The organism is Lactonifactor sp. BIOML-A5 (genome assembly GCF_009677585.1).
GTDB lineage: Bacteria > Bacillota > Clostridia > Lachnospirales > Lachnospiraceae > Lactonifactor.
Window position 1 is genome coordinate 1 of sequence record NZ_WKYV01000027.1, and the last position, 12961, is coordinate 12961.

General features: G+C 42.2%; 12 protein-coding genes. 2 read left to right on the forward strand and 10 right to left on the reverse strand.

The window, feature by feature from the left end:
- Positions 1-68: 68 nt before the first annotated feature.
- Positions 69-914 (reverse strand): hypothetical protein, encoded by an 846-nt coding sequence (locus GKG41_RS18150; protein ID WP_154261232.1) that lies wholly within the window; start codon positions 912-914, stop codon positions 69-71.
- Positions 915-1338: 424 nt separating this feature from the next.
- Positions 1339-2199 carry a tyrosine-type recombinase/integrase gene (locus GKG41_RS18155; RefSeq protein WP_154261235.1) on the reverse strand — a complete coding sequence of 287 codons (861 nt, stop codon included), beginning with the start codon at positions 2197-2199 and terminating at the stop codon, positions 1339-1341.
- 354 nt (positions 2200-2553) lie between these two features.
- Between GKG41_RS18155 and GKG41_RS18160 the strand changes: the two genes are divergently transcribed.
- Positions 2554-3120: a DUF3795 domain-containing protein gene (locus GKG41_RS18160; RefSeq protein ID WP_154261236.1), complete on the forward strand. Its 567-nt coding sequence runs from the start codon at positions 2554-2556 to the stop codon at positions 3118-3120.
- On the opposite strand, the gene GKG41_RS18165 is transcribed toward GKG41_RS18160, so the two are convergent.
- On the reverse strand, positions 3117-3665 hold the full coding sequence (locus tag GKG41_RS18165) for an XRE family transcriptional regulator (RefSeq protein WP_154261238.1): 549 nt from the start codon (positions 3663-3665) through the stop codon (positions 3117-3119). The genes GKG41_RS18160 and GKG41_RS18165 overlap by 4 nt on opposite strands.
- A 188-nt stretch (positions 3666-3853) precedes the next feature.
- Here GKG41_RS18165 and GKG41_RS18170 point away from each other — a divergent pair, with 188 nt between their 5' ends.
- A complete protein-coding gene (locus GKG41_RS18170; protein ID WP_347563343.1) occupies positions 3854-4363 on the forward strand; it encodes a LysE family transporter in 510 nt (169 codons plus the stop codon).
- Here the strand turns inward: GKG41_RS18170 and GKG41_RS18175 are convergent.
- From GKG41_RS18175 to GKG41_RS18205, 7 genes are all read right to left on the reverse strand, one after another.
- Positions 4322-5626, reverse strand: a complete 1305-nt coding sequence (locus tag GKG41_RS18175) for an MFS transporter (RefSeq protein ID WP_154261240.1) — start codon at positions 5624-5626, stop codon at positions 4322-4324. The genes GKG41_RS18170 and GKG41_RS18175 overlap by 42 nt on opposite strands.
- A gap of 68 nt (positions 5627-5694) precedes the next feature.
- On the reverse strand, positions 5695-6333 hold the full coding sequence (locus tag GKG41_RS18180) for a TetR/AcrR family transcriptional regulator (protein ID WP_154261244.1): 639 nt from the start codon (positions 6331-6333) through the stop codon (positions 5695-5697).
- A 172-nt stretch (positions 6334-6505) separates the two neighbouring features.
- Entirely contained in the window at positions 6506-7087 is a 582-nt protein-coding gene (locus GKG41_RS18185) for an urea carboxylase-associated family protein (protein WP_154261246.1), read from the reverse strand.
- A 154-nt stretch (positions 7088-7241) separates the two neighbouring features.
- The gene (locus GKG41_RS18190; RefSeq protein WP_154261248.1) at positions 7242-8426 is read right to left on the reverse strand and encodes a winged helix DNA-binding domain-containing protein; all 1185 of its coding nucleotides are present in this window, start codon (positions 8424-8426) and stop codon (positions 7242-7244) included.
- A gap of 56 nt (positions 8427-8482) precedes the next feature.
- Positions 8483-9718 carry an MFS transporter gene (locus GKG41_RS18195; protein ID WP_154261250.1) on the reverse strand — a complete coding sequence of 412 codons (1236 nt, stop codon included), beginning with the start codon at positions 9716-9718 and terminating at the stop codon, positions 8483-8485.
- A gap of 26 nt (positions 9719-9744) precedes the next feature.
- Positions 9745-11151, reverse strand: coding sequence for a trimethylamine methyltransferase family protein (locus GKG41_RS18200; RefSeq protein ID WP_154261252.1), 1407 nt, complete (start codon positions 11149-11151; stop codon positions 9745-9747).
- A gap of 299 nt (positions 11152-11450) precedes the next feature.
- Entirely contained in the window at positions 11451-12926 is a 1476-nt protein-coding gene (locus GKG41_RS18205; protein WP_154261254.1) for a sigma 54-interacting transcriptional regulator, read from the reverse strand.
- Positions 12927-12961 lie beyond the last annotated feature (35 nt).

Consider the following 12961-nt stretch of genomic DNA (forward strand, 5'->3'; position numbering starts at 1 on the left):
TCAAAATGGACGATTAAAAGTTTAATAGGGATAGTATGCGCTTTTTTGGCTATCCGATGGTTTTTGTTTCATAGTAAGATAAAAAAAATGTCTGCTCCTTCCGGTACCTCATAAGCGATTTCAAAATCCTGTGGCGAGCTGTCATTACCTGACAATGCATAATACTTTATGCCATTAATTTCATCATAATAATTTATTGGGTATGTTTTTGCATCACCGCCCTCCATGATTAAAATCACTGCCTGCTGAAACTTATATGGCAGCCCATTAAATGTCTGTTCCTCAATATTTACAATATCTCCGCCCGAGAAAGAATAGTTTCCCTGAGATGTATCTTCCCCCTCAATATGCATGGGAATGAGAAAAGGCGTTGAGGCTTTTTGTTCTAGCTTTCCTGCCGCCTTCAATTCACCAACTGTCTTTGTTTCTGAAGCAGAATTTTCATCCGTTTTATTTGCATTTGCTTCTGGGTCTGCATCTGTACCCGCATTATCTATATTTGTTTCTGGATCTGAACTTTCATCTGCCTTATTTGTTTTTGTGTCTGAATCCAATAATGAATTTACGGAAATTGAAATATTCTCTTTCTGCTCCCCAGCGGGTGATCTAAAAAATATTTGAAATAAATACACATCATTTTGGGTGACATGATAAGAAATATTGTCTAAGTCCATGGCCCTTCCATCAGGGTCCAGAATTTCTATTATTTCTACCCCTTCATAAATTTTAGTGCTATCTCCTTTAATATCTGCCTCAGTGCCCTCTTCATTCTCTGCTACTTGAAAACAATATCCGCTTGACTCATCATATGCCATCAAATTATCCGTAGAAGAAAAAACAGCTGACAATAAAATTATTACAGCAAGAAATAACGATGGCGTTTTCTTTCGAAAGTTACTAGTTTTCTTTATCATTACCGACTCCCCTGCACTACCACATAATATGTATTATGTGGTAGTGCAGGGGAGTTATTGTATACTTAATTTGAAACCTTGTACAGCAACACCCTTTGCTGGACACTGACTTGTGAGCAATAACATATATAAATTTTTATTTACTTATTGTAAAATATGTAGGTTTGTCAAACAATTTGTTACTCCGACATAAAATAATGTATTAATACCTGTTACAGTGTCTGCCGTCCCAGCACAGAAACGGTATTTTCACCTTTTATATTATTCCGTTGTAACATATGTATTGCAGCCCTTCATCTTTTATTTATTTTTTGTAGAAAAATGTATTGTAAAATTTTACCAAATACTATATAATGAACTAAAAATAAATAGAACTTGTTTTTTGTTCATTAAAAAAACCACATAATACATATTATGTGGTTTTTTACGTATATATAGGGACTACCAGATTCATCTTTGAAAGAGACTTCTGACATTCTTTACCCGTTGTCATAGTATAGGTTCTTGTAGTTTCTATACTGGCATGTCCAAGTATATCTGCCAGTCTTACAACATCTTTTTGCATTCGATAGTAGGTTAACGCGAACAGATGTCTAAGATTATGGGGAAATACCTTTTTATCACTTACTTTTGCTTCCCTGCACAGTTTCTTCATTGCGTTCCATATATTGCTTCGGTCCATGGGTTTTCCACTCTTAGTGATAAATACAGCTCCCCTGATAATATTTTCTTTCCGGCAGTAGTCCTTCAGCATTTTTTTAAGCTTCCCCGGTATAAATATAATTCTTATTTTTCCTTTGTTTTTTACAACAGCTTTGCCTTCTTTCAAGCTTTCAACTGTGATATATTGATGTTCCGATACTCTGATACCCGTACCGCAAATTGTCTGCATCAGCATATAAAGACGTTTATTACCTTTTCTCAACGCGCAGTCCAATAATCTCTTATATTCGTTTTTTGTCAGTTCTTGTTCCTCTTCGTAGAAAACCGAGCGCTGAATCTTATGAAGTTTCAATTTCAGATAGCTTAGCTTCATAAAATCCAGTAATCCGTTTAATGCAGCGAGCATACTGTTGATACTGGAAATTTTATATTTATCAGACAGGCTGTTCTTATATGTGACCAAAACCTCTTTTGTAATCACTTTATACCCCTCCGGGAGGTAATGATAGAACTGCATAACATCCCGCATATATTTTGTGATCGTAGCCTGACTGCGCTCTTCTTCATACAAATACTCTTTATATTTTCTTAAAGTTTTCATTTCCAATATAGATTTCTTCATACTTAATATATTCCTCCTTTTTACGAAATAATTATTTATTTGTTTATGAAACGCCAAAGCCCGCATACTTACGAGTTTTATCTTTGTAATAAATATAGCAACTCCGCACCGGTTTATGGTAAAATTAAATCACCCAGAACAGCCAACCATCCACCTGAAAAAAGTTACATGTTACAATAATACCATACAAGTAGCTTACTTTGACAGATATTTTTACTGATTGGCAAAACAATCTTATACGATAAAATTTTCATAGAAACCGGTAGGTTCTGAGTCAGGACATCCGTAATCAAACTTTCAAGAAGTACCCCAATTTGAATCAAAAAGAGTTGCTATTATACAAGGAGATATTATATGAAGAATTTTGCCAGAGAATCCACCTTGTTTTCCCTATGCGGATTAAACTGTGCGCTCTGCCCTATGTATCTGGATCACTATTGCCCCGGATGCGGAGGGGGAGACGGCAATCAATCCTGCAAGATTGCAAAATGCAGCATGCAACATGAAAATGTAGAATATTGTTTTCAGTGCAGGGAGTATCCTTGTGTCTATTATGACAAAATAGATGAATTTGATTCTTTTATTACCCACAGCCATCAAAAAAAGGACTTTGCCAAAGCCCAATCCATAGGCCTGGCACAATATCTAACTAATCTGGAAGAAAAGAGTGCAATCCTTCGCCATTTACTTGAAAACTACAATGCAGGACGCCAGAAAAACTTATTTTGCCTGGCCGTTAACCTTCTGGATCTAGAGGACTGCAGGACGGTTATGGAACAGCTTACAGCAAAGACCCAAAAGGATAATCTGCCCCTTAAGGAGCGAGCCACGCTGGCAGTAAAACTCTTCCGGGAAACCGCTCAAAACCAAACTATCACTTTAAAACTTAACCGAAAACCAAAGAAAAAAGAAACGGACTAGTTATAGTAAATCAGCATGCTTAAACTGGCTTCCTCTTCTCCCACATTTTCATAAGCATGTGATACATCCGCAAGGAACCGTATCGAATCCCCCTGCTCCAAATGGTATGTCTCTTCCTCTACCGTAATCTTAACGTTTCCATAGAATACAGTAATATATTCTTCTGCTCCCGCCACATGGGGCTGGGCGGAAAGACTTCCCCCCTGCTTTATAACAATCCGGTAGCTCTCAAATAACTTCTGTTCGTCAAATCCAAAAGCAGGGTAATTAAGATACCGCCCGTTATCCTCTGCGAATGGTGAGGCTGCCGCCCGCTTTATCATAACAGCATGTTCATCCGGTTCCTTCACCAGTGTAGTAAATGAAACTTTATAACCATTGGCGATCTTCCACAGAACAGATATGGTAGGGTTTACATCCCCCTTTTCAATCTGCGCCAGCATACTACGGGAAACCCCTGTGGTCTCGGCTGCTGCGTCCAACGTCAGTTTCTTTTTCTCTCTTATATCTTTTACATTAGCCGCTACAATTTTAGTAACTTCCATACTTTTTTTCATCTCCTTGACATTATAATGAACTTAAAGTACAATATAAAAGAATTCTATTATATTACACTATTTTCCATCATCTTATCACACCATGAATGAGGAGGTCAATGATGTTTCCCTGGTTTTCTTTTCTTACCTATGCCATAATTACTGCTGTGACACCCGGCCCAAATAATATTATGTCTATGTCCAACGGAATCCGAAAGGGATTTCGCGGTGCATTGCCCTTTAATCTGGGAATCCTGACAGGATTTTCTCTCGTGATGCTATTATGTACAGCCTTCTGTAGTCTGCTGTCCTCCTTCATTCCCAGAATCAAACTACCTATGCTCTTGGCAGGGGCCTGCTATATGTTATATCTCGCTTGGGAAACTTTCCGCAGTTCTGCTTCTGTGGAATCGTCCCATTCCCATGACGGTTTTTTACCCGGCTTACTTCTGCAATTTATCAATCCTAAAATATATATCTACTGCATTATGTCAATGGAGGCTTATATTCTTCCTTATTATGCCGGTCAGTCACTTCTGCTTTTCGGCTTTGCCTTGCTGCTTGCTTTTATTGGTTTTGTGTTTACACTACTATGGTCTGCTTTTGGATCCGGGTTTAAATGGCTGTTCTCCAGGCACGCCCGTATGGTCAACACTGTCATGGCCTTACTGCTGGTCTACTGCGCATTCTCCCTCTTCCTCTCGTGAACATGCAAAAGAGTCTGAGGTAATCCCATGGAAGGTTTTCCTTGCTGCACGGCCAAGTAGTATAATACAGAATGCTGAAGCAATCATAATCCACATAATATCTTCTCTAAATATATCAAACAAAATACCGTAGAGCATCTGCCCGAAAGGCTGTGCACACAGAGTTATGGTAGCAACATACGCCATCACCTTCCCCAGAATCGCATCCGGGGTCTGCTGCTGAATCAGAGACAGGCAAAAGATGGAAAATATGCTTACCAAAATCTGCATACACGCAATGGATACCACTATAATTCCATAGATCACCATAACGTGCTCTGACAGGAAAGAAAGCCCCATTGGAATCATACAGATCCCTACCCCACTAAGATATCTGTACATCCCGGATGCCTTAAGACTTTTAACGGCAATTCCTACGATGACACTTCCCCCTATAGCTGCCGCCCCGCATATACTTTCAGCAATTCCCACATATTCCGCATTCAGCCCTAATACAGTCCGGATAATAAACGGCATTCCCACATTCACGGTCCCCATAAGAAAGAAGCTGACGGCCGACACAGAGAGCAGCATTTTTGAGATCCCAGGTTTTTCCTTTGTGATAAAGGACAGACTTTCTTTCAAATCGTTTTTAATCATCTGTTTCCACTTCATACTGTGAGGTTCCCTGTCAAAGGGAAGCTGTATGAATACTTCCAGTACTGCTGTTAGAAAAAAGCAGAACACACTGGCTATAAGTACCGGTTTAAGGCCAAACGCAACATAGCAGGCACTTCCCAGAAAGGGCGCAATCAGGGCAGCAAGGGCAGCTACCTGGTTTACCACTGCATTTGCTCTGATGATATTATCCCCCCGCTGCATCTGCGGGACTGCCGCCTGAACGGTCGGGGATTCAAAAGCCCCAAGAACAGACAGCATTATCAGGACACCCCCTGCCACCCAAACCGCATTGGAATCCCGAATCAGGAGAACGGTAATAAGTGCTGTAACCCCTGACAAAAAATCTAAAGCTACCATAATATTTCTCCGGTTTGCCCGATCTGCCAGAATTCCTCCCAACGGAGACAGGATAATTGTTGGAACCATAGATACCGCCAGCAGTCCGGCAAAAACTGCTGCCGAACCTGTTAATTCCAGAATGTACATAGACAGGGCAAATCTTAATACAGTATTTGCAAACAGAGAGCTAATCTGCCCCAGTACCAGTAGTGCAAAATTTCTGCTAAACAATCTTGTATTCACTATTCTTTCTTTTTGTGTCATAAACTCCTCCTTTTATACATGTTGTATGTATGTATTTATTTAAAATAAAATTGCCTTCTCAGGCAACTCTATTCTAATTCTTTTAACATAGCCTCTATAAGATACATTATCTCATCATCAAAAATAGGAATTCCCATATCATCCGTAACTTTTCTAATCATACGCACACGTGCAATCCCCTCCTCCCTGTCAAAGGGAAAAATCGTCGGGGCCAGCCAGAAATTAGTTAGAAATGAAAGAATCTCAGCCGCCTGCTTTGGATAACTGGTATGGACCGAGCCATCAGCAATCCCCTCTTCTATTAACTCCTGGTAGGCAGGCACTATCATATCCCGGTTACTCTCAACAAGCTCTGCCAGGAATTTGGGATTCTTCAGGAGAGGAATCGCCTGGATACTAATTCTTCTGGAATCAGAATCCACCAGTGAATTCTTCATAATCTGCCGGAGTTTCTCCAGACCGGTCAACGCCTCTTCCCCTTTTACTTTCTCAAATGGGTTGTCCTTATAGAACATATGCTCTGTGAGAGCACTCATCACTTCTTCTTTGGATTTAAAATGATGATAGAAGGCGCCCCGAGTCAGGCCCCCCATCTGATCCACAATATCCAGTACAGTAGTATTTTCATATCCCTTTTCCGTGAAAAGTTTAAAAGCAGCATCTAAAATTGTCTGAACTGTTTCCTCAGGATATTTATTTCTTGGCATACAATCACCTCTTACATACACTTTGTATGTTTATACTACCATGTAATAAGTAAACCGTCAAGATATAAATACATAGTGTATGTATCTTCGATAGACACATTTACAGCTATCTATTTTCCCAAACACCCTCAGGGTCCTCACCCAGATAGGTACATCGGTATACTAAAGTTAATCAATCAGCAACAACAATCCTTATTGGCGTACATTTTCTACTATTGCAGTCACTTTCAGATACACTACAGGCAGCAATCCCTAAACGCATATTCATTTCTGCCTGCAAAACCACTTTATCTCCCGCTTTTGATAGAGGCCTTTTGACCTCTATATCTCCATTCTTATCTGCCTTTGTGTACATAAATAGATTTACAGGGTAAATAATCTGCCTGGTTTCTTTTAAACTTTTATTTATGTTATCCAGACAATTGGGATGATCTTTTCCATTATGGTAAAAAAAATCATACATCTCTGGGCGGCAGCAAGGATGCAGTAAATCATGTTCTCCTACGTCGTCAGATATCACCTTGAATAAAGGACGATAAAGATTGGAGTAAATATAGTCCCCTACTCTTAATCTCAAAGACTCATTACAGTCAATTGTAACACCAGTTGATAAAAACTCCTTCGGGTTATCCGAAAGTTCAGCAAAAAAGTCCACAACTTGCCCGCCTTCCATATCAATGACGGTTATGGTCTGCCCTTTTACCACGTCAATCGCCTGACCGCTGCAAGCGTTTATAATATATTCCTGTTCCATAGTTACCTCCTTATATTCCGATTTATCGCTAACATATTTGATAAACAATGGGACAGTTAGGCCCCAGATAAATACAATTAAAACATAACAAAATCAGCAGAAACCGTCAATACTATGAAGGATTGGGGAAAGTACAGAAGTAACATGTGGTATGTCAGCTATTAATATGAACGCTCACCAGTTTCTGCTGCCGGAAGGCAGCATATTGTTCTGCGAGAGTGGAAAGTTTTTGTTTTTCCTGAGAATTCTTCCACAGGTTTATTGCAAACTCCATTCCCTTGCTCTTCTTCTTACTGGTCCAGATGCCAATAATTTCTCCCCTGTACAAAATAGCCCCGGGATTTGTTGTAGTTTTCCATATTTCCCTGTGCAGGGAGTTATCCTCCAGCAATACACTTCGGTCACGCTGGTCCAGAAATGGATCATGACCTCCCAGAAGAAGCAGCTCTCTTTTACAGGCCGCCGGTGAGAAGAGCCGTTCTCTGTCACCAGATAGGATAAAGGCTTTTTTCCCGGATACGGTAACTGGTTCTAATTCCTCTGCAATTAAATTCCACATACGTCTGCCCTGTTTTCCAGAGCACCCAAGCCAGCACGTAAGCCTGTCTGCAGTTGCAGGTCCATAGCAGTGAATGAATTTGCGCACTAGCTGCTTTTGGGGGGCTTTGCCGGCTTTCATGGCATGGCCCGTCCAGTTTTTATAGGAAGTAAACTCCTGGCTGATTCCCTTGCGCTCTCCAAAGACTGCAAGTCCGCTGAAGGCGCAGGGACGTAGCATGAAAGATACCACTGCGCCTCCCACAGTCTGCCTGTCCGGATTCCCGTACATTGACGGCTGAGTCCATAGCTCTCTTTTTCTGACGGGCAGAAGTGGCAGCATCCAGTCTGCGAGAATTTGATCTAAGGCTGTTTTGCTCACAATAGTCTCCCTGTCCAGCTTTGGCATAACCTCTTTTAATATAGAAAACAACTCTTCAAAAGACATCTGCAGAAAATCCAGGGCCAGTGTTATCCCCTGATTGTAAATCCATGGCTCATCCCCCTCGGAAAGAAGTGCAGACAGAAAAACACCGCTTTCCTCCTCAGGGAATACAAAGGGCGCTCCTCTCAGGCTCCAGGCCTGGAGAAGCGATTTCTCTTTGTACAGCAGAGACTCCATCTTCTGGAGACTGCAGCCCGGAGCCCGGTTATAAAGAGCAGTCTCCCATGCACCGGGAGGCGTATTCTGCAGCCCGCATGCACCTGCAAGCTGGATAATGTCTTCCTCCCTGTACTCAGCGTCCAAATGATGGGCGCACAGCCTGTAATTTCTTATCTGCTCCACACTTACCTCTGCCATGTAATACCTCCTTTTCCTGCATATTATACTGCCCCTAATAATGAGGCGGCGGCGCCTTAGGTATGTGATTTTGTCTGCCTCGCCAGCAATGCCGCCCCAACAATTCCCACCGCCGAAAATGCAATCAGCAGTATAAATATTTTATTGAATCCTGATGCGATATTACCTGCTTCTATTGCAGCATCCAGCCATATCCCGCAGATCGTCGGCACGATGAAATCAGGAATAAATGCAATAAAGGAAATCACCCCTGTGGCAATTGCGGTCATTTTCAAGGGTATGCCTGCCTGCCCCATTATGCTCCAATAGGTTGATTTCATGATATTAGCCATTAAAGCAAGAAACAGCGTAAGTCCGATACAGATAGGAACCACCTTACTTGTGCACATTACTGCCAGTGTTGTGACCACGGTAACAGACAGGAATACCATGAATCCCTTTCCCTTGTAGGTAAACTTATCCAATATCCATCCCCCGATAAAGCCCGCCGCCAGCACAATGACATAACTTCTGACAATTCCAATGGTGGATGCTAAAGAAGAGGAAATACCCAGAACCCGAACTGTATAAGTCGTCAGATATCCATTCCCCAATGTCCAGGAAACGTAAGAACACATAATAACCCAAATGGTGATCCATACCCCCTTATTGGTTAACACCTCTCTCAGCAGAACCTTTTCTTCTTTCTCCTTTTCCTGCTCCGCCGCGGTCTCCGCAGGCAGGAAAATCAGAGCAAGAACCAGGAAGAGCCCTGTAATCGCCGCACCTGCAATCATGACAAACCGGAACCCAAGAACAGGCGTTGCAGCAATATTCATGATCCCCAGAAAGAGAAAGGACGTAATAGTCTGGAGAATTCCGCGTGTGGATTCGCTGCTTCCAAAGATTGCACTCTGAGACGCCTCGTCTCCAAGGCTCCGAATACCCGAAAGGTACGCTGACCATAAGGTTGCAATACCAAAAAAACCATATAATACATGAATTCCAATTAAAACAATATAATTCGTTGTAAATGCAAAAAGTCCGGTCAAAAAAGCAAAGGCAGCCAGGGTAATGCAGATAAGCTTTTTCATTGGAAAACGATCCGCAAAAAAGCCGCCGATAGGATAACACAAGGTGTTAACCAGGGTCAGGCAAGTACCCAGAACTCCCATCTGTGTATCATTGATTTGCAGCGCCTCCATCATCTGATCATAGAAGGTATATTTCATATACGGGAGCTGATAGGCCAGCGCAACCGTTGCACTGAGTATAATAAAAACAATTAGTTTCTCTTTTCCTAATGATTTCATAAGCAGTCCTCTCCATTCAGCATGATTTACGGTTCGAGATGTTTTCTTAACTCTGCGTCAAGCTCAGAAGGGAAATCAGGCTGCACATACTCTTCCAACATTTTTTTCCACTTCTCATTTGCCCGATCCGCAACTGTCTTCTTCCCGCCGGCTTCCCACTGGGCCACATTCAAAGAGTCACTAATAAATGGTGAATAGTGTGCGTCACGAAAATGTTCATAGGTGTGTTCCTCTGTCAGGAACTGGCCCCGGGGACCTACCTCTTTGATAACATCATAGGCCAGTGTCTCCTCATTTACTTCTATTCCCCGGTGTATGCGTCTTACAAGCCCCATGAGCTCATAATCAACCATTGATTTTTCAAAGGAAACCGTATCATACGTGGCCATAATGCCGCCCCCGTGCAGGATAAAGTTTCCCCCTGCCATTTCGGCAGTCATAAGATTCATCATGGATTCATAGCCCATCTGAGGATCAAAGCATTTGCTGTCAGTAATTGCGCCGCTGATTCTGCATGGCAGATGATAGAACTTAGCCAGCTGTCCGTTAATCAGAGACATTAACGCGCATTCCGGAGAACCTATGGTTAAGGAGCAGGTACGCATATTTGCGTTAGATCCTGATGCCGAATAAATGACAGGTGTTCCGGGATTGACACACTGAGCTAAGACAATACCGGCCAGTATCTCTGCATTCTGTACTGCAACGTTTCCGGCAAGTGTTACAGGTGCCGTCGCCCCGGCCATTGCCAGCGAATTGATAAGCTGAATCTGACCATACTCTGCAAAGGCCATAAGAGTAGCCAGCGATTTGTCGTCATAGCATAGAGGGGTTACTGTACAGGGATCCGCGAGCAGAACCGGTTTTTTATTTTTAACGGCCTCCAGGCCGCCAAAGGGCACCGCTGCCATCTCTATGCATTCCTTTGCTTCTTCATAGGTAAACATAAAAGGCATCAGCGGTTTGTCGCTGTACTTCATGGTCTCGTAGACAACCGCTTTGTTTCTGATTGCCGGATCCACATCTGTCATCTCACAGGGAACATGATGCATTTCAATAAGATCCATGGATTGATACAGTTTTATCAGGTTAATAAAATCTTCTTTTTTACTTGGGCGGCGGCCATGATCCAGATCCGCAACAAAGCAGGAACCGCCCGGGCCGCAGTAGTGTGTATCCTCCAGATTGAATATAACATTTCCTTCAGGATTCCTTGCGTACAGAGTGAAGGAGGAAGGAGCTAGTTTCAAACTCTCTTCCACCAGCCTCCTGGGAAATAATACCTTTTTTCCGTCAATTTTTGCACCGTGCTTTGCAAGAAGATTACATGCTGGTTCGTATGTCATAATGACGCCCACTTCTTCCAAAATTTTTAGAGACGTTTCATGAATTTTGTTTAGATCTGTTTGATTAACTGCTTGATATCTCTGCATAATCATACACCCTCCTATACTTCCTTGTATAAATAAATTTCATTTGTTATATGTATTATTGCACGATATATCAGGCACAGTCAACGTAAATATCTGAAAATTCATTGTAAAATTATTTTTTTACAGTTTTTTCTCTTTTTTTCTCCCTTACACTTTTTTACATGTTCTAACCAAAATCTGTGCCTTGAGAACAAAGTGTTCCTGCGAATGTTACGGCTGTCTAACACACTCCGGCATGTACAGCCTCTACAGACATAGAAAACAAAAAAGCCCTCTGAAAGAAGGCCTGAATGTTTGATTCATTCTATATGATATTTTTTCATTCTATAATGCATCAGCTGCCTGCTGATCCCCAAGATACGGGCAGCCTGTGAAATATTCCCATTGGTTTGTTTTAAGGCTTTGATAATCTCCTCCTGCTCTTTTTCCTGGGCTTCCAGATACAGCTTTCTTTTGCTGAAATACATGTCCTGCTTCACGGCACTGCTATCCGCAAATCCTCCTGTCTGTATCTCAGGCGGTTCATTGCCGGAATTAAAATGTGTTCTGGACGTCCGGGTCTCATAAAAAACATTGGCAGGCAGATCGTCTGCATGGATCTCATGACCATCTTCTGTAAAATTCATAGCTGCTTCTATACAGGAGCGAAACTGGCGGACATTTCCCGGCCAGTGATAGATTCTGAACCATGACATCACCTCACTGTCCACGCCCTGAATTCTTTTATGAAACCGGCGATTAAACTCCCTGATAAAGTAATTTGTCAGCAATGGAATATCTTCTGTACGTTCTGCCAGAGAAGGAATGGGAATCTGCACAACAGAAATGCAGTAAAAGAACTCCATGCGCAGACGGTTGTTGCGTATCATTTCCGCAGGCGGTTCACTGCTGCTGCAGATGATACGTATATTGACTGGAATAGCCTCACTCCCGTTCGGCCTTATAAACATATGTTCCTCAAGAACATGCAGCAGCTTCATTTGTATCGCAGGAGGCAGGTACGTTACATTTTCCAGATAAAGAGTTCCGCCGCTGGCCTGACGTAGAATGCCTTCCGAATCCGGACCGGGATAATGCTTATTCTGTGTGCCGAACAGCAAGCCATCCAGCAGGTTCTCAGGAATAGATGCACAATTGATAGAAAGGAAAGGCCCGTCAGACCGGGAACTGCTTTCATGAATAGACCGGGCAAACGTATTTTTTCCGCAGCCATCCTCCCCAATCAGCAGTACAGAGGAGTCCGTTTTGGCAGCCTTTCTAGCCAGCGTTAAGCTGTACCGGAAGGTCTCGCTGCTGCCTATAAGCTCTGCAAAAGGAGCAGCATCTCTTCCAGTCTGGCATGACCTGTGCCGGTTAATTTTACTCTGCAACTCCAGGTTCTCGTCAATCATATTGGAAAGCTGGGTTAAGTCACGCTGAATATTAAAAGCCCCTATAAGTTCTCTGCCCTTATAGATTGGCGTAGAGTCAATGGTTTTTGTCTTTTTCAGCCCTCCGGTATAATAAACACATATCATATCGCGGACCGGACGTTTTTCCGTCAAAGCAATATAAGCCGGGCTTGTGTCCTTTCTGACATCATTCTGGAAGTCATAAAGCTCAAAAAGAGATTTCCCGTACGATTCCTTTAAAGTATATCCCTCTGAATGCTCTGCAGATTGATTCAAATATACTAAATTTGCATTCACATCAAAAAACAATATTTCATCCTGCATCTGGTCGAAAACGTCAAAACAAATACCGGTTTCCAGTATCAACTCTTTGTACCCAATCATGCTTAATCCTCCTCTGACTTGACACACCTGTATCT